This window comes from Flavipsychrobacter stenotrophus (genome assembly GCF_002954265.1).
GTDB lineage: Bacteria > Bacteroidota > Bacteroidia > Chitinophagales > Chitinophagaceae > Flavipsychrobacter > Flavipsychrobacter stenotrophus.
Genome location: NZ_PPSL01000001.1, coordinates 555,563 through 574,342, shown reverse-complemented (window position 1 = coordinate 574,342; position 18,780 = coordinate 555,563). Strand labels below are relative to the sequence as shown.

The window sequence follows — 18,780 nt, the reverse complement described above, 5'->3', positions numbered from 1 at the left end:
TTTACACGCATCAGATTTGACAACTTTCTAAAAAGTTGTCAAATCTCTCAATAACAAAATAGCCCGAACCAAAAGATCCGGGCCATCAACAATAAAACTCGAAAAGATTATAAATTACCTATCAATCCCTGTAGATACTTACCATATCCACTCTTCATATATATCTTAGCCTGCTTTTCCATCTGCTCGTCATTGATCCAACCGTTGCGGTAAGCGATCTCTTCTATACAACCGATTTTCAACCCCTGGCGTTTTTCTATCACTTCGATAAATTCGCCTGCCTCTATCAATGAATCAAATGTACCGGTATCTAACCATGCAGTTCCGCGGTCTAATACACCCACCTTTAGCTTACCCTTCTCCAGGTATACCTTGTTGATATCTGTGATCTCCAGTTCGCCCCTATGAGAAGGTTTGATAGACTTTGCAATAGGTACAATATCATTATCATAAAAGTACAAGCCTGGTACAGCGAAGTTTGATTTAGGCTTTTCAGGCTTTTCTTCTATACTCAATACATTATAGTTCTTGTCAAATTCCACTACGCCATAACGCTCAGGATCATGAACCTGGTAAGCGAATACAACCGCACCATCGGGATCAGCATTATTCTTAAGCAATGTACCCATTCCTGAACCGTGGAATATGTTATCACCCAGTACCAACGCGGCAGGATTATTACCCACAAAATCAGCACCTAATATAAATGCCTGTGCCAAACCTTCCGGCTTAGGCTGCACCACATACTCAAAACTGCAACCTATCTGGCTACCATCTCCAAGCAACTTCTTAAATGCAGGCTGATCTTCAGGCGTGGTTATGATCAATATCTCATTGATACCAGCTAATAGCAAAGTAGACAAAGGATAATAGATCATTGGCTTATCATAAACAGGCATCAGCTGCTTACTTACCGCTATTGTCAATGGGTACAGCCTTGTACCTGATCCACCTGCAAGAATAATTCCTTTCATATTAGTCGTAAGTTGTAAGTCGTAAGTAATTAATTATACTGCTTGGTGTAATATTTTTGGTAGTCTCCTGATGTCACGTTGTTCAACCACTCCTCATTAGCCAAATACCAGTCTATTGTTTTGCTCAGTCCTTCTTCAAAAGTCACTGACGGATACCATCCCAACTCTTTATTCAGCTTGGTAGCATCAATAGCATAACGCCTGTCATGACCCGGACGGTCTTTGATGTAAGCAATTAGCTTTTCAGATTCGCCCTTCTCGCGACCCAGCTTTTCGTCCATTTCACGGCACAACAACTTTACCAGTTCTATATTCTGCCATTCGTTGAAACCACCGATATTGTAAGTCTCACCGTTCCTACCCTTCTCAAATACCAGTTCTATAGCCCTTGCATGGTCAATTACATACAACCAGTCGCGGGTATATTTACCATCTCCATAAACAGGCAATGGCTTCTTGTTGCGGATGTTATTAATAAATAGCGGTATCAGTTTCTCAGGGAAATGGTTAGGACCATAATTGTTAGAACAATTGGTCAACACAAATGGCATATGATAAGTATTGCCATATGCACGCACCAAATGATCTGACGCTGCTTTAGATGCAGAATATGGTGATTGTGGATCGTATGGCGTTGTCTCCAGGAAGAAGCCGGTATCACCCAGTGAACCGTATACCTCATCGGTAGAAACGTGGTAGAAACGCTTACCTTCAAAGTTACCCTTCCATGCCGCCAGTGCTGCATTGAGCAGGTTGGCTGTGCCCATTACATTCGTTTGTATAAATGCATTTGGGTCGGTGATAGAACGGTCTACATGACTTTCCGCTGCCAGATGCACCACCCCATCAAACTTATATTTAGCAAATAACTCAGTTATCTTTTCGGCGTCATTTATATTGGCATGTTCGAATGTGTAATTCGGCTCATTCTCAATATCCTTAAGGTTCTCAAGGTTGCCTGCATAAGTAAGTGCATCCAGGTTAACGATATGATATTCAGGATGTTTCTGAACAAATAATCTTACAACATGGGAACCAATAAAGCCTGCCCCACCGGTTATCAACAGAGTTTTTTCCATGAAGGCGAAAATAGTTCAAAATATTGAAGAGTGAAAATTATAGAATTACTAAATCTACATTTTAAACGGATATAACTAAATAGCAAAGGGCAGCACTTTTCAGCACTGCCCATCACATTCACACACACTACTACGCTTAGTTGATCACAATTTCCTTTGCAGGAACTTCTGCATTTTCCTTTTTAGGTAAGGATACATTCAGTATACCATCGCTATACTTTGCAGATATGGCTGTGGTATCTATCTTCTCATTCAGCGTAAAACTTCTCTTGAAAGACTTTACACTGTACTCAGTGCGTAAGAACTTCACCTGATTTTCTTCCTTACCTTCTTCTTTTGTTTCTTCTTTGTGCTCATAAGAAACGGTCAATACGTTCTTATCAACATTGATCTTGAAATCTTCTTTCCTGATGCCTGGAGCCACAACATGCAGATCATAGCCTTTGTCTGTTTCATGAATATTCACCGGTGTAGATCCTGCAGTTGCATCTTCATTGATCCTGCTAATGCCATTGTGCAACATGTTTTCCAATAATCCGCCAAATGTGGCCGGCATCATTCCGTAACTTCTTTTCTGATACATAGTTTTTATTTTTTTAGTTTTTAATGATTGATTTGTTAGTACTAAATCAAACTAAGTACCAATCGATTTTATCAGCCATAATGTCTGAATTCAAAATAACGATCAGCCATATTGTCGTTAACAAATTTTAGAGTGCGACAATTTGACAATTATTTACTTCAATTAACGTTCATATTTAGTTGATAATGAACATATAGTTATATAATAAACTCTACAAGGTCATTACCCCTTACAAAACAATAAAATATAAATACCAACAACCATCCCAGCTATTTCAAAAATAATTTTTCAATTCCGAACCTTTTTCAGATATTTGCTGTGCTGACGATGGGTTAGTAAGTACAGTCCCTTCCCGAGATACCAAGGTATCTCGGGACTTTTTTTTGTAGACTCTTTTCCCGCGCCATGATGAGTGCACAAAACATCCACTCTGAACTTTCTTTGAGCGCCCTAAACAACACATTCATTTTTGGCTGGATTTTTGCTAATTGACAATCATGTAATTACATTGTCAATCACTAACATTTTTCGGACACACCAATGTCAACACTGTCTATAAACAATAAACTCATTTTCGAAACACTTTCTGTTTTTGTGATCATCAGCATCGCAGCAGTAGGTGTACAACATCTACCAATTAGTAGCACTGCGAAATGGATCATCTATACTCCGTTACTTATTTTCCAGGGACTATGGTTTTACAGATTTTATATTGTTGGTCACGAAGCATCTCACAACAAACTTTTTAGAGACAACAAACAACTCAATGATCTGTGGGGATCTGTAGTGTTGCTCCCAATAATGGTTCCTATAACTATCTACAGAAAGATACACATGTTCCACCATGGCTTCAATCGCAAAGACCACCACACATCTTCCCTCGATACATTTGTTATAAAAGGCAATCCTTCTCTAATGAGAAAAATATACTGCTATACGGTATGGTACATCAGTGTGTTCTTTGGTGGGTTCTTCTTTCACTCACTTATCTCCATTTTGTTGTTCCTCTTTGTCCCGGTATCCTTATCAAAAAAGATCTCACCTGCATTCAACAACTGGGGCATTAAGGATCAACTGAAATCTATAGCACTCTTTTCATTGGGTGTAGCATTACATCTGTCAGTATTCTTCTTGCTCTGTAAAGAGATATACCTCTATACGCTTGGCTACCCTATGCTCTCATTTGCATGGATCCTGTCTATGTTGGTCTATATATTTCATTATGACACCACAACCGGAACAGGCGTTCGTTTTAATGTGCGTTCAGTAAAACGAGTGCCTATTTTCTCATGGATACTGATGAACTTTAATGAACACGCCACTCATCATCAATATCCCAATGTCCCCTGGCATGAATTGCCAACCAGGAGCACACCACTCCCACAGAAATACACCGAGCAGAATCAAAACACATGGAATTTCTTCCGTGCCATTATTAACCAGGTAAAAGGCCCAACAATAGTATATGAAGACAAAACTACGTAAGGCCACACCTGCAGATGCCAAAGCTTTTTTATATATAAAGGACCATTTACCATTAGCTATCAATGGTACAAATACAACAACCGGTGGCTTCTTACTAGGTACCGACGAAGCTACCTACCTCGATTACATTAACACATCCTACTGCCTGGTTGCAGAAGAAGACAATAAGGTCATAGGCTTTGGTATAATCTTCCCCGATGGAAAGTTGCGAGAGTCAGATGTATGGGTACGCCGACATAGTGCCTCATGGCACATAGACCTTGCTCAATATGAACAGCAACAGTTATGCTACTTCGAACAATTTGCCTTTCTCACAGGTCACAAGCGCGCTGCCGTAGCATTGGCGTATCACATAACTTCATGGGCATTTGCTATGGGGCACGAAACACTATTTGCAACTACAGTAAATGAACCTGTTCGTAACCTTGCGGCCATACCATTTGTAAATGCGGCTAATGGTATTAAAGCAGGCAACATAGATGAAACCTACCCAATCATAGGCCACATCAATTCAGATATTCACATGGTAGAGGCTTCAAATTTCTATGAGCAGGCCAAAGCACATCCACTATATTCTTTTGTTGAGTCACAAACTATAGACCTGTCATGAAAGAAAAAATAACCCCGTACCTAAGATCAATTGCAGGCAGTGCGTCAGTTGCTAATCAGTATAATGCCGGTGGATCTGAGCCATTTTCAGATGACACTTACAATGACCCATTACATGAAGACGATCATGAAGTAGTAAAAGGACTTGTGCATAAATACAGCAATAGAGCACTTATTAAAGTAAGCTACCAATGCGCTGCCCATTGCCGCTTCTGTACCCGTATCCGCCAGATAGGCAATGCAGAAGGCACGTTGACCGATGATAACATCAACAACATAGTCACTTACCTGCATCAACACCCCGAGATCGATGATGTGATCTTATCTGGTGGCGATCCATTCTACACTGCCAAACTCACTTATCAACTATTACAACAACTAAAAGTAATACACAGCATAAAGGTCTTCCGCATCGGCACTCGTCTACCCTTGCAGTTACCTGAAGCATTTCAGTCGGATGCTATTCAGTTGCTACTGTCATTAATAGATGAAATTGCAAAACAAAGACCGTTCTATATATTATTACACATAAACCACCCCGATGAACTTACTGAGCAGGCACTGGAAGCAATAGCCATGTTACGAATCCACCGCGTTACTCTGTTATCACAAACCGTCTTCCTCAAAGGCATCAACGACAGCTTTGAAACACTACATCAATTATATACCCAACTCCACCACAAGGGAGTTATACCCTACTATCTCTATCACTGCGATGCGGTAAAAGGTATTCAGCATTTTACGGTAGACATAGAAAAGGAGAAAGAAATTGCCACACAATTAACGGCCACCCTTAGCGGCATTGCATACCCCACTTATATTATAGATATAGAAGATGGCCATGGCAAGATACCTGTGCCGCTAAATTTTATTAATGAGGCATCGGGGAAGCTAACAGATTTTAGGAATAAGGAACATGAGATAAAGTAAACTACCGTGTCAGACTTGACAACTTTCTAAAAGTTGTCAAATCTGAAATCAAAATAACTATCACACACGCATAGGCTATTAAGAATGTGCCAGAGTAATCACCTTTAAGTTTTCACTTTTGCCTTTTGACTTAATATTACACCGTACTAAACATCTGCAACATACTCTGTGCCATTACCGGCTGTGTTGCCTTCAATGCATCAATGTCTTCTTTATTGATCCTGAACAGCAATGTATCTGTAAGTGCCTTAGCCGATGCCAGTTCCTGACCCGGAGTATCTATCTTCACTATTATCTCCTTACCACCCTGCCGCATGATCTCAGCCACACCGTTGAACATAGACACGGTACCATAGTAGATAATGAACATGCTGTTACCCGGCTCACCTTCTCCATACAACACACCATTGGCCGAATAGCGTTCTTCCTGCATAATATCACAGATAGCAGAGAACATAGACTGGGTAAAGTTTTCGAAAATAGGAATGGTCTTCAGCACCACTATCTTCTCTATATATAATAGCGCATCGTCATGCTCCTGATCTATGGTAAAGCTCGCGTTCGACTCATCCTCAATCAACCTCAATGCAAATGGCTTGCGGCTCAATGCCAGCTGCACCATTTCAAAGATCATTTTTTCATGATGGTCTTTATACATCTGCAACACATCATCAGAGAGTTCCAGCAGATAAGTATACAATGCAGCTGCCTGTGTCCACAACAGGAAGATGCTCTTCTTCTTACCCATCAGTACCGCTTCACTTATGTCTTCTTTTACCTGTAGCTGGTAGAACTGCGCCAGATGCGCTTTTAAGGCTGCATTATCATTCAACTCAAAAATAGGCAGGAATCTCTTTTTGTGGTTTTCATCAAAAACCGCTTCCATCATTTTAATAACAGGCGCCTTTTTATCTCCCGCCTTATCGTACGCGGCTATTATCTTACTAAATGTCTCTTTGTCATACATAAGCGACAACAGCAGCAACAACCTTCTTTTAGCATTTCTTATTTCAGCAGTAAATGCCTCCTTCAGTAGCACAGCACTGTCGGGCAGTTGGTCTATATAATGCAGACTGGAATGTATCAACGCACCCACGTTAACAAGTTTCAGTTCCAGAACACCTCTGTCCACTTCCACCTTTTCGTTATTCATCTGGTAGAGGACCTGCAGGCAACCGTCCAGCAACTCTGTATCTGCCGGTGGCAGCAGATACATACAAATAACCATAGCAGCTATTTTCTCTTCTATATAGCCGCAAAGTTTTAGAATATCATCCGGGTATCGCTCCAGCAATCCCTTGTTTTCGAGCAGATGATTCACCACATCTTTCTGGTAATTGCTCAGAGATTTTACTACATCATCGCTCTGGTGCCTGTCTGCCAGTAATAAGAACAGCGCCGACATCAGCTTAGGATGCGTGAGTTTGCCCGCTGCAATGATCGCTGCTTTACGTACCGCAATATCCTGATGCTCAAAAAATTTCAGTAAATGCCTGTAGTGACTGTTCAGGTGCATATCACCTATTATCGTTGCACCGATCACATTCTGCGCAGCCTCAGTCGATGCAAGCAGATCGTTTAGCTTATGCCCCGCTATCATTATGATCTCCGGGTTACCGCTTTCCATCAGCCCCTTAATAGCAGCCTGCTTTATTCTCAGGTCGGGGCTCTCCAGGAAACTGTTGTATTGCTCACCAAAGCTATCTTTATACCTTGCTCCACTATGAATGATGGCCAACTCCTTTACCACAATGGTAGGATCGGTAACGGCAAGGTATATTAATACATCCGTGTCGCTGAAAGGCGTCTTAACAGACATTTTCTCCAAGGCATATTTCCTCACCTTTTCAGATTCATGGCGGAGTAGTCGGCCCAGTTCCGTTTCAAAAAAATGAACATTGCTGTCAGAGCAGATCTCATGAGCATAGATCACATCATCAGGCTCCCGGCTCTCTAGCTTCTCCCTCATTATGGCTTGCGAAAAACTATTGAATGAATCTACAGCCCTTGTTACTAATACTCTTCTGGCAATAGCTCCCTTAAACGCAATGATATATTTTCTGAAAGTAACCAATATAAGCACTGTCCATATTACAGATAGCCCGGCTATAATATTGGTGGCCAGATAAGGATCGGGGTGAGATACACGCCCAAAAGCGTAATAGATCAATACACCGGCCAGTGCTAGACCGCCCGACTCTGCAAAAGCATGAACAATTACATAGGCCCTGTTCCTTACAGATGTAGGTAGCGGCTGCGAAAGGCTAACAAAAATAGGCTCATAAAATACTTCTTTAAACATGGCTCCACCGGCCAGGAAAAGAATAAAACAAAAAAGCACCCGCTCCTCACTACCGCCAACCTTGGCAAGAATGACAGCCGCAACTGCTATTATAAATACCGGCAATACCAACATAGATGTTTTGGCACCCAGCCTCGACAATACCTTGTTGGTCATAAATGTTTTACCACCGGCTATAAGAATGTTGGCCACACCATATATGAGTCCTAAATATGCCGCCAGTTCTGAAGCTTTATGAAATTTATCTTCGACCAGAGAAAGAAACGAAAAGTTAACAACAGAGAAAAGGAGCACACCCGTAATACCCAGTGCACACATCAAAACCAACAAGCCAGCCCCTCGGAACCGGAACAATCTGCGTCGCAGGTCACCCACTTGTTTGGCTGGAGCAGGCTTTACATCTCTCGCATAACGAGGGTCGAGCAACTGTCGAATGACAAAGAAGTTAAGGAAAAATGCACCCGCTGAAATCAGCAATAACGATTGCAACTCAAAAACAGGCAGTAGTAATCCAACTGAGAAAAAACCTATAACCTTAGCAGGCACATCGCGCATACTTATCCACCCAAACAGGCTCTTGGAATCCCGGGTATCAAATAGCAGGTTAGACAAACCCCAGAACTCCAGGTCGGTGATCATAAACACCACTCTGCACCATACAAACATTACAAACGGCACCCAGGTAGCAGCCTGCGCTTGCATACCCAGATAAAACAACAGCACGGATGCAGCAATAATAATGAGCAGGAATGCACGCCTGTAGATGACCAACCTGCGCTCTATAATGTTATATATACCGCCTACCACTATCATGCCCACCGCCGCAGATACAAAAGCCAGCGGCAGATCGGCAGCTACAAATGATGATAAGAACAGTGATGTAGCAACCGTAAAAAACAGAGACAATCCTATCCCCTGGAAGAAATAGTATATTAATAAGTGGCGCACCCTGGGTGGTTCTACCTCACGTATATGACCCATTTGCAAATCACTTTTTTTTGCCATTAGTGCGCTCTGTTATTGATTTATGTAATGTAAGCACAATATTACCTCATTACGCAATTTATTAGCAACTAATCGACAAGCTATTATAGTTAGCCATTAGTTAACGGCGGGAATGAATGTTTTTAAGTCGTAAGTCTAACTAAAAGACAGAAAGTTACATTGAGTTATTTCCATTGCCTGAATAATCGTGGAATTAAATAAGGGTAACTCTTGTCGAGTTGGGACAAGGGTATAGGAGGGAAAATGAATTAGTGTAATTTTTAATTTAATTGGCAGGTTTTGAACGACGATGTTTCATCGTCTCATCCGCCTTCGTAACAATCTTTTTCATAACTTCCTCAAACGTCAGGTCAATCGGAGGAAATACAATATCGTACTTGCTCGCCTTCTTCCCCTTTCCCTTATCCGATGTCGTTTTTTTCGATGACATGAAACAAAATTACGGGATAATTAAAATATTCCATGTTTTAACGCTAAAGTCTTAATATCTGAGGGGTTACAAGTAACTAATGACGCAAGAACTTGTTGTAGCTCTTTATATCTCGCCCCACTTGTAAATCCATTAGGGTCATTAAATTTCAATGATTGTATTTCACTTTTTATTTGAGTTAATAGGGTCATTTCATCACATATGTAAGAATCCTTTCGATAGGCATTAATATATCTACATACAGAATAAACATTCGCTTGCTGAGATAAATCTATATGTGATGTCTTGAAATCATGCTCCATATAATTGGAAGTAGTCTTCTTATATTCTTCAATTCTTTGGCTATTGATGGTGTTTACAAGCTGCAACATCATCAATTTGTTATAATAAGATTGTATAGTAGAAACCCCATCCTGATAGCTATTTTCTAGCCTACCAAGCGCATTATCATAGAACTGATAATCGACAAGTTGTACTTGACCTGATGATTTTACTGAAGAGAAAATTAGAAGTGATATTACTAACACCAAGTTTATGATTTTCATAATTTCTGATTTATTAAATAATTACTTATCATGCAAATATAATGTGTGATGCTCTTAAAGAAATATAAACCCTTCACTTTTTAGCTGCATATTTAAAATATTCCTGCAATTCTTTATGCATATCTTTATCTTTTAATACCCATTTATGCGCTCCCATATTTTCTATTTTTGAATGTATATCATAGGTATATCTTAAATGTATTTCCGACGAATCGTTAATATTCATTTCTCTTGTTACGTGGACAATTGAAAGTAATTCATTGTTATCTTCTGGTTTATAATTTAAAAATCTATCTGTGTCTAGCATATTTCGTTTGTGAATGATACTGGATTCAATATTACTTGGTGCAACATTGAATGAGAAAATTCTTTTATCGCTTTGTTGGTTATTGTACAAATAATTGGCTAACTCAATCAGACGTTCGTAATCCATATCTTTTTATTTGCGAATATACTGAACAAAAAACAAGAGAACTAGACCCACTTGTGTTTTACCATTAATAGCTCCCTATCTTATGGGTTGGGGTACTTATTTTTGTCATGTTTTTTGTAATTATTTCTTTACAATTACAAATAAAATAGAATAATTGGCACGAAAGTTGGAATATAGATAGTGTAACACGCACTAAAATGCTCGGTCAGTTTAAAACTTTGCCACAATTATTGGATTATTTCAGGGACGAACAAGTTTGTAAAGACTATCTCGCCGACCATAGATGGAACGGAAACGTCACTTGTCCTTTTTGTGGTCACGACCATATCTACATCACCAACCGTGGCTACAAATGTGCAAGCAAAGCCTGCCATAAAAAGTTCTCCGTAACAGTCGGAACTATCTTCGAAAACACCAAACTACCACTCCGCACTTGGTACGCGGCAATATATCTCGTTACCTCCCACAAAAAAGGAATTAGCAGCCTACAACTTGCCCGTGATTTAGGTGTTGACAAAAAGAACGCTTGGTTCTTACTACACCGTATTCGTGAAACGTTCTTCGACGAAACACCAAAAGTATTGACTGATGTGGTGAGCGTAGATGAAACTTTCGTAGGTGGTAAAAACAAAAATCGCCATGCCGATAAGAAGAAAGAAAACAGTCAGGGTGGGCATAGCGACGACAAGACAATTGTAATGGGAGCAATGCAAATAGGTGGCATTGTGGTTACGCAAATCGTACCAGATAGAACAGCTGACACGCTGTTACCGATACTCGACAAGGTAATCGCAAAAGGCTCAATGGTCGTGACTGACGAGCACTCTGGCTACTTCCGTGTATGTGATAACTTCTTCCACATTGCTGTCAATCACAAGCAAGGAATGTACACCAACAACGCTTTCTCAACCAACAACATCGAAGGTTTCTGGAGCTTGTTCAAACGTGGGTATATAGGTATTTATCACTGGATGTCTCCCATCCATCTTGACCGCTATTTGAAGGAATTTTCTTACCGTTATAATAGCAGAACAGTAGCCGACATGAACAGGTTCTCCGATACGGTTACACGTTCAAACGGCAAAAGATTGACTTGGAATCAATTGACTAGAAAAGTTTCATAAGTCACGTAAATAGTTACTTTTGAATGAATGTGTTATTATATTGCAGGATAATTACACGCTATGCCAATCAAGATTCAGGAATTAAAGGTGATACATTTTGAGTTTGAAAAAGAAATGTATGAACCTAACCTATTTGAATACAACATGACCGTGGATTCAGGGGTTACAAATTACCATGAAGACGGCAAGGTCGGCATCCTGATAAGATGGAAATTTGAAACCAGTGAGATTGGCTCAAAAACAAGATACGGTAGCTATATATCGGAGCAAACATTCATTATAGACTATCCAAACGACGACTTAGATGAATTAAAATGCGACATTAATGATGTACTCAGCCAATCTCTAAATACATCGAGAGATAATTTAGTTTGGCGGAAAGGGAATCTAAAGGATATTGCGGTAAAAGAGTTTAATTACCCAGATTTTCCTGAGATAACCCATATCCAGTATGTCCTATCCCAGATTTTGAGAATATCGTAACCATATCTATTTCTTCAACAACTGGTGGTTTAAAATCAACAGGCTTATCTTTTATCATTCTTTTTTGCGCTGTGGTTTTCTTTGCTTTCTTTTTCATAAATCCATTTTATATTTCTGTTTACCTAATGCTATTTAATAAATGCTTATAGGGGATAATCACCAAAGATTTTAGACTTTTAAGATAACACTTGTCCCAACTCGACAAGAGTATCCTAAATAAGAATGTCATAATCATAGCTTTCGACTCCATTCCCACTTACGACTCATGACTTATGACTTACGACTAATACAACTTCAACTTCGCCAGTCTGTCAGCCTCTTTGTTGATAATAGATTCAAGCGCCTTCTGCTTACCGTCTTTATTGCGGTAGATCAGACGATGGTCGAGTACCGCACGGGCTATATCCTTAACATCATCTTCAATTACATAGGTGCGACCCTGTACCAGCGCATAGGCACGCAGGCATTTAAGGAACGCAATACCACTACGGGTAGAGGCGCCAAGTGATATATCCTGGTGTTCACGGGTCTGGCGCACAATGTTGCTTACAGCACGTACTATCTCATCATGCACAAATACAGCTCCCGCCTGCGCCTGCAGATCCAGTATATCCTTCATACTCAGCACCTGTGTCAGCTCTATAAGATTGCGGGCAATATCCAGGTACTCACGGTAAATATTCAGTTCGGTAGCTTCATCTACATAGCCGAAATAGATCTTCATATAGAAACGATCCAGCTGGGCTGCGGGCAATGGATAAGTACCTTCCATTTCCACAGGGTTCTGCGTGGCTATGGTAAAGAACATGCGCTCCAGTTTCAATGTAGTATCTCCCGATGTGATCTGCTGCTCGGCCATAGCTTCCAGCAAAGCACTCTGCACCTTTGGCGATGCACGGTTTATTTCATCGGCCAGCAGCACATTACAGAACAGCGGACCTTTCTTAAATATAAACTCTTTATTGGCGTCATCAAATATATGAGAGCCTATCAGGTCCATAGGCAACAGATCCGGGGTGAACTGTATACGTTTGAACACCACATGCTCCCCTTCCCTTTCACCACTTATACACTGCGCCAGCGTACGCGCCAGCACCGTCTTACCCGTACCGGGGTTATCTTCCATCAATATATGACCACCCGCCAGCAGGCAGGTAACCACCATTTCTATTTGTTTACGTTTACCGCGGATAACGGTCTCTACATTATCTACCAGCTGCTTTATAGCAACCGTTGCATCTATATTCAAAGCTTCTGAAACAGGGATATCCATTGGGCTTAATTTCTTTTGTACAAGATTAACGATTAATAGCGGACGAAAAAATATATGCTTTCTAATTTTTTGTGAAAAGGTGATGCCAAACATTAGACAATAAGGAACCCACCACAACGCCTTAACTACCAAACAAATAATAGCTTAGTTTCGTGACACCGGAAAAAAAGCCTGATCAATATGAGTCAAACTATTGTATGTAGTTCATGTGGCGCCAAAAATCTGTTGGCCGATAATGAGGATGCTATACTGTGTAGTTATTGCCAAAACCCGCTTACAAGACCAGTACCGGAGGAGGTTATTAGCCATAGCACCCCAACTCAAGACCACACCACCGAAACAACCACCTTACTGGCATATGCCTTACGTGCCAGGTCGGCCAACAACTACGACGAGGCAACAACCACTTACAATAAGGTCCTGGAGATCGATCGTTATTCGGCGGAAGCCTATTTCGGGAGGGCCTACTGTTATGCCTGGTCTGCGTCGCTCGATGAATTGGACGTAGATGCACTCATTAAAGATTTCGGATTAGCGATAAAAGCTTATGAAGATCGCCTCACACCAATGGAGATGACCTCACGAATAGTTGACGAGGTGTGCAAATGGGCATCAGCAAGTTATGACACGTCTTACCAATTAACGATAGATTCCGATCACCCTAACCAATCGCTGCCGCTACACATTGACCGCTGCGAAAAACTCATCAAGGTTTTAGAGTGGGCACACGATATCTATAAAGAGTCGTTTGCAACAATTTACATCGCCGTAAGGATATGCAAAGAGCTGAAAGGGGAAAACTCCTATAAAAACAGTCAAAACAAGAGCGGTGTTTTGTGGCCGGGTGCAGAAATAAAGCTGGCATTTAGCAAAAAACATGACGAACTGCTGGCATCAATACCTTACAACGACCCGCAGAAAGATCAACTGAGGAAAGAAAAGTCGCAACCAAGATTATGGCTCGTGCGATATGCCATTGTCATTATTGCAGTGATCCTGGCATTTAAAGGTTGTCAGTACCTATACAACTCCGGCAGGGAACAGATAAGGCAACGACAGGACCAGGTAAAAGAAGAACGCGCAAGAGACTCTGTTGCTAAAGCAATCGAAGATGCCACACTAGCCGCAAAGCAGGCAGAGATCGCAAAACAAGATTCCACACCGCCACCAAAACCCAAAAAGACCAGGAAGCGAAAGAAATAGAATAGCAGGATAATGCCCGCACTAGTCGAAGCGTCCTGCTCGCGAAATACCCGAACGCAATATCAAAGTGAGCAGAAGCTTAGCTATGGCGAAAAACGGCGGCTCGCGTTGGCTCTGTGCGGTAGCGCGATTTTTTAGCCTGGGACTTTCTTTGTTACTTTCTTTTTCCTATTGAAAAGAAAGTAAAGAGCGGCAGGGGCAGAAACACTCTAATCAAAATGCACCAACACCCGCAATAACACCTAATTTTGCAATGCCCTAAAGGCACTACAACCTCATGCTTCCTCTTTCCGATACCATCGTTGCTATTGCTACCCCACCGGGTGAAGGTGCCATAGGCATCATCCGCCTCAGTGGTGCCAATGCCATTACCATTGCCGCAAAAATCTTCTCTAAAAAAGGACTGGAGCAGCAACCCAGCCATACCCTGCACTTTGGCAAAATAGTAAGCAACCATACCGTGATAGATGAAGTGGTCATCAGCCTCTTCAAAAACCCTAAAAGTTATACAGGAGAAGATGTGGTAGAGATAAGCTGCCATGGCAGCAACTACATACTGCAACAAGTGGTGAGCGTATGCCTGCAGCATGGCGCACGTATGGCGCAGGCAGGTGAATTTACCCTCAGGGCATTCCTCAATGGCAAGCTCGACCTCACCCAGGCCGAGGCCGTTGCCGACCTCATCGCCAGCCAAAGCAATACCGCCCACCGTGCCGCTATGCATACCCTGCGCGGCGGTTTCAGCGAAGACCTGAAGGACATGCGCGAGCAGCTCATCACCTTTAGCGCACTTATGGAACTGGAGCTCGACTTCAGCGAGGAAGATGTGGAATTTGCCGACCGCACCCGCTTCTACCAGTTGATAGGCGCACTCACCACTGTTACTCAAAACCTCGTTAACTCGTTTAGCCTGGGCAATGTTATTAAAAACGGCGTGAGCGTGGCCATAGTGGGCAAGCCCAATGCCGGCAAAAGCACCCTGCTCAATACCCTGCTCAACGAAGAGCGCGCCATAGTAAGCGACATAGCCGGTACCACCCGCGACACCATAGAAGAAACGCTCAACATCAACGGTATCATCTTCCGGCTAATAGACACAGCCGGCATACGTGAGCACAGTAAAGACCTTATAGAACTACAGGGAATAGAGCGCAGCCGCGAGGCGATGAAGAAAGCCGATATAGCCGTTTACCTCTTCGACGCATCGGTAGACCAGCTGGATGAACTCAAAGACCAGCAACGATACTTTGAAGAGAACAACATCAAGTACCTGCTGGCCGGCAATAAAGTAGATGCCCGCGGACTGGAAAAAGCACACGACACCTATCGTGGCATAGACAAGCAGATCATCTTTATATCAGCCAAAAACAAGGAAAACATCAACGAACTAAAAACCGCCCTTTACGACCTCGTAGCCACGGGAGATCTGCAACAGGAAGGCACCATTATAACCAATGTGCGCCACTACGGCGCATTGCAGGAAGTACTCAAATCACTCCACGACATAAAGAGCGGCCTGGACAATTCCGTCCCTGGCGACCTTATCGCCCTCGACATCCGCCACTGCCTCCACTACCTCGGCGAAATAACCGGCGAAATAACCACAGAGGATAAGTTGGATTATATATTTAGTAAGTTTTGTATAGGGAAGTAATTTACATTTCTATTGCATCCTATTCTTTCAAAAGCCTTATCCAGTAAGGATTTATCTTTCATTTAGTTTTATTTAATTTCACATATTATCAACATTTTTGTTGGTGACATGTTGGTTAATACCATAAATTTGCTGTTACCAACAAATTTCACCAACAAACTATTGCGTTATGAGCGTTAACCTTAGACAGCGGGAATCGGGTAAAAAGATTGCATTGTATTTAGACATTTATAGGAGTGGAGAAAGGAAACAAGAGTTCCTCAAAGATCTTTACCTCCACCCCAAACCAGAAAAGGGCAGGTTATCTAAAGAAGAGAACGATCACAACAAACACCATACTGCAATTGCTGAAGAAATAAGATACCAGCGTGAAAAGGAATTAATTAATGGAACTTATAACATAGAAGACCGATCCAAGATCGACGGTAGTTTCATTGAGTATTTTACAAAGCTAATGGAAACTAAACGTGACAGTATCGGTAACTATGGCAACTGGGTTAGTACTAAACTGCACCTCGTAGAATATTGCAAGGACAAGAACGCTACCTTTAAAGCTATCGATAAGGAATGGCTACAAGGATTTAAAGATCACCTCCAAAACGTTGCCAAAACAAAGGCGAAAAAGCAACTTCTACCCAATACCCTTACCTCATACTTTAGCAAAGTTAAATCAGCACTAAAAGAGGCATACAAAGAAGGAATAATCCCGAAGAACATGGCTGACATGATAGAAGGATTTAAACCAGCAGAAACTGAAAGGAATTTTTTAAGTAAAGAAGAACTGGAAGCTGCTGCCAAGACCGAATGTGAAATACCAATTATAAAAAATGCGTTTCTATTTGGCTGTCTGACAGGTCTCAGATACAGCGACATAGAGAAATTAATTTGGAGCGAGATTCAACACTCTAATGAAATGGGTTACTTCATTCGATTTAGGATGAAAAAAACTAAGGCTTTTGAAACGCACTACATTTCAGATCAAGCATTGGAACTTTTGGGGAATAGACAAAATCCAGATGATAAGGTTCTTATTGGATTGAAGTACTCAGCATGGCATAATTTAAAACTCCAGCAGTGGATGTTTAAAGCTGGTATATTCAAGACTATCACCTTTCATTGTTCAAGACACACTTATGCAACTTTACAAATTACATTTGGTACAGACGTATATACCTTACAAAGCATGTTAGGTCATAAAAACATAAAAAATACGCAGATTTATGCGAAGATTATGGATGAAAAGAAAAAAGATGCGGCAAACAAAATAAACATAAAGCTATGGTGAGTTTTGAAAGAATTGAAGCTATAGTATTTGGAGAGGAGGGGTATGATAAAAACAACATTCATCCAAAACAAAAAGAGTACTGGGCTGATAAAGTTGAAAAATTGTCGAAGGTCATAAATCGTTCAGAGTTTTGGGAATTCGAAGTCGAAAACGAATTACTACGCCCATTTAACGATGTGTCTGCGCTAAGCAAGATGCTATATTTTGTTCATGATGCAGAAATTACCAATGTGCTATATGGTGACAGAAACAAATTTTATGAAGGGGATATAAAATATAGTTGCTATGAACTATTAAATCAAATATCCAATGCAGTGAGATACAATAAAATTACTTCTACAGTTGAAATACAAAAAAAGATCCGTTGGTATATCTTCGAGACAAATAAGTTGGCTTACAAGTATTATACCCCGTTTAGTTTCCTCTTAAATTTTGAGCCAGCTAACACTTTAGGCGAAGAAACACGTGCAGCAAATTTCTTACTGAATGTTTATTTGAGAGATTGTCTTATAAATTTAGGTCGCCAAATAAATCTAATTGATTCACCTTCAAATGCATACTATGAGACGGATAAATTTATCATACTGTCACTGGAAGATAAAAGATATGCTGGTTCAAGTTATGGGTTATTTAGATTTCACATAAATAAAGCTTTAGAAAAAGGGACAACAAGTTCTGTACAGGAGATTTACCGTAGACTAAAAACACTTTATTACACTTCATATCCAAACTCAGAAGCAACCTTACTCCTTGACAATGGATTGCTAAACGACATTTGTAAAACGGAAAATGATCTGTGTGTCAAAGTTATTTTACCGCAATTTTTTGAACTTAGCTCAGTTAACAATTTTACTTCAATACAAGCGGATTTGTTCATTAAAACTTACAGCGAACTTCAAAATCTAATTAGTTCATTCGCATTACCCAATGAACGCATGTTCTTATTGCAAAACATAATTAACAGTATAAAAGAACTACTGGCAGATGATCGAACTAAGGATAACAATTTGTTTAACGAATCTACTCCGAGAAAGTTACTCCGTAAACTACAATTAGACTATGATACGATCAAAGCTAATCCAACTATCGATTTAAAAGAATTTGACAGGAATAGTATTAAACCAATACAAACCAATATCACAGTGTCGCATCTTGCACTATTGTTCAAAGTGCTGGAAGAGCATTCAATAATTAAATCAGACCAAAGAAATGAACTATATAAAACGATAACAAAAGCATTTACAAGTAAGTCGGTAACTGGCACTACAATATCCGAAAAATCATTCCAAAACAATTTCAATGATCCTGACAAGGGTTCTTACAAGTATTGGAAAGAGAAATTCCTCGCTTTTTCCAAAGACTTCAAAAATTATAATTAGTCAG

At 40.7% G+C, this 18,780-nt stretch carries 16 protein-coding genes; 8 read left to right on the top strand and 8 right to left on the bottom strand.

Features of this window, described 5'->3' with window-relative positions; translation table 11 throughout:
• Nucleotides 1-107 precede the first annotated feature (107 nt).
• The 3 genes from rfbA to CJD36_RS02600 form a co-directional block, all read right to left on the bottom strand.
• Nucleotides 108-974, bottom strand: a complete 867-nt coding sequence (rfbA, locus tag CJD36_RS02610; protein ID WP_105037538.1) for a glucose-1-phosphate thymidylyltransferase RfbA — start codon at nucleotides 972-974, stop codon at nucleotides 108-110.
• 29 nt (nucleotides 975-1,003) lie between these two features.
• Complete coding sequence (gene rfbB / locus CJD36_RS02605; RefSeq protein ID WP_105037537.1) at nucleotides 1,004-2,053, bottom strand: dTDP-glucose 4,6-dehydratase; 1,050 nt, start codon at nucleotides 2,051-2,053, stop codon at nucleotides 1,004-1,006.
• Nucleotides 2,054-2,189: 136 nt separating this feature from the next.
• On the bottom strand, nucleotides 2,190-2,636 hold the full coding sequence (locus CJD36_RS02600) for an Hsp20/alpha crystallin family protein (protein ID WP_105037536.1): 447 nt from the start codon (nucleotides 2,634-2,636) through the stop codon (nucleotides 2,190-2,192).
• A 540-nt stretch (nucleotides 2,637-3,176) separates the two neighbouring features.
• On the opposite strand from CJD36_RS02600, the gene CJD36_RS02595 reads away from it, so the two are divergent.
• The 3 genes from CJD36_RS02595 to CJD36_RS02585 are packed head-to-tail and all read left to right on the top strand — an operon-like array spanning nucleotide 3,177 to nucleotide 5,660.
• Nucleotides 3,177-4,121: a fatty acid desaturase family protein gene (locus tag CJD36_RS02595; RefSeq protein WP_105037535.1), complete on the top strand. Its 945-nt coding sequence runs from the start codon at nucleotides 3,177-3,179 to the stop codon at nucleotides 4,119-4,121.
• Complete coding sequence (locus CJD36_RS02590; protein WP_105037534.1) at nucleotides 4,102-4,731, top strand: GNAT family N-acetyltransferase; 630 nt, start codon at nucleotides 4,102-4,104, stop codon at nucleotides 4,729-4,731. Before CJD36_RS02595 ends, CJD36_RS02590 begins: the two co-directional genes overlap by 20 nt.
• On the top strand, nucleotides 4,728-5,660 hold the full coding sequence (locus CJD36_RS02585) for a KamA family radical SAM protein (protein ID WP_105037533.1): 933 nt from the start codon (nucleotides 4,728-4,730) through the stop codon (nucleotides 5,658-5,660). Before CJD36_RS02590 ends, CJD36_RS02585 begins: the two co-directional genes overlap by 4 nt.
• A gap of 136 nt (nucleotides 5,661-5,796) precedes the next feature.
• Here CJD36_RS02585 and CJD36_RS02580 read toward each other — a convergent pair whose 3' ends face one another.
• From CJD36_RS02580 to CJD36_RS02570, 3 genes are all read right to left on the bottom strand, one after another.
• The gene (locus tag CJD36_RS02580; protein WP_105037532.1) at nucleotides 5,797-8,943 is read right to left on the bottom strand and encodes a cyclic nucleotide-binding domain-containing protein; all 3,147 of its coding nucleotides are present in this window, start codon (nucleotides 8,941-8,943) and stop codon (nucleotides 5,797-5,799) included.
• 474 nt (nucleotides 8,944-9,417) lie between these two features.
• The gene (locus tag CJD36_RS02575; RefSeq protein ID WP_105037531.1) at nucleotides 9,418-9,942 is read right to left on the bottom strand and encodes a hypothetical protein; all 525 of its coding nucleotides are present in this window, start codon (nucleotides 9,940-9,942) and stop codon (nucleotides 9,418-9,420) included.
• Between the two features lie 73 nt (nucleotides 9,943-10,015).
• A complete protein-coding gene (locus CJD36_RS02570) occupies nucleotides 10,016-10,375 on the bottom strand; it encodes a hypothetical protein (protein ID WP_105037530.1) in 360 nt (119 codons plus the stop codon).
• A 197-nt stretch (nucleotides 10,376-10,572) separates the two neighbouring features.
• On the opposite strand from CJD36_RS02570, the gene CJD36_RS02565 reads away from it, so the two are divergent.
• Entirely contained in the window at nucleotides 10,573-11,499 is a 927-nt protein-coding gene (locus tag CJD36_RS02565; protein WP_105037529.1) for an IS1595 family transposase, read from the top strand.
• A 412-nt stretch (nucleotides 11,500-11,911) separates the two neighbouring features.
• On the opposite strand, the gene CJD36_RS23125 is transcribed toward CJD36_RS02565, so the two are convergent.
• Both CJD36_RS23125 and CJD36_RS02555 read right to left on the bottom strand, forming a co-directional pair.
• Nucleotides 11,912-12,079: a hypothetical protein gene (locus tag CJD36_RS23125; protein ID WP_161499181.1), complete on the bottom strand. Its 168-nt coding sequence runs from the start codon at nucleotides 12,077-12,079 to the stop codon at nucleotides 11,912-11,914.
• A gap of 186 nt (nucleotides 12,080-12,265) precedes the next feature.
• The gene (locus CJD36_RS02555) at nucleotides 12,266-13,255 is read right to left on the bottom strand and encodes an AAA family ATPase (protein ID WP_161499180.1); all 990 of its coding nucleotides are present in this window, start codon (nucleotides 13,253-13,255) and stop codon (nucleotides 12,266-12,268) included.
• 180 nt (nucleotides 13,256-13,435) lie between these two features.
• Here CJD36_RS02555 and CJD36_RS02550 point away from each other — a divergent pair, with 180 nt between their 5' ends.
• From CJD36_RS02550 to CJD36_RS02535, 4 genes are all read left to right on the top strand, one after another.
• Entirely contained in the window at nucleotides 13,436-14,458 is a 1,023-nt protein-coding gene (locus tag CJD36_RS02550) for a hypothetical protein (RefSeq protein ID WP_105037526.1), read from the top strand.
• Nucleotides 14,459-14,735: 277 nt separating this feature from the next.
• Nucleotides 14,736-16,112, top strand: coding sequence for a tRNA uridine-5-carboxymethylaminomethyl(34) synthesis GTPase MnmE (mnmE, locus tag CJD36_RS02545; protein WP_105037525.1), 1,377 nt, complete (start codon nucleotides 14,736-14,738; stop codon nucleotides 16,110-16,112).
• Between the two features lie 169 nt (nucleotides 16,113-16,281).
• A complete protein-coding gene (locus tag CJD36_RS02540) occupies nucleotides 16,282-17,397 on the top strand; it encodes a tyrosine-type recombinase/integrase (protein ID WP_105037524.1) in 1,116 nt (371 codons plus the stop codon).
• Nucleotides 17,391-18,776: a hypothetical protein gene (locus CJD36_RS02535; protein ID WP_105037523.1), complete on the top strand. Its 1,386-nt coding sequence runs from the start codon at nucleotides 17,391-17,393 to the stop codon at nucleotides 18,774-18,776. The genes CJD36_RS02540 and CJD36_RS02535 overlap by 7 nt, the downstream gene beginning before the upstream one ends.
• The last annotated feature ends 4 nt before the right edge of the window (nucleotides 18,777-18,780 follow it).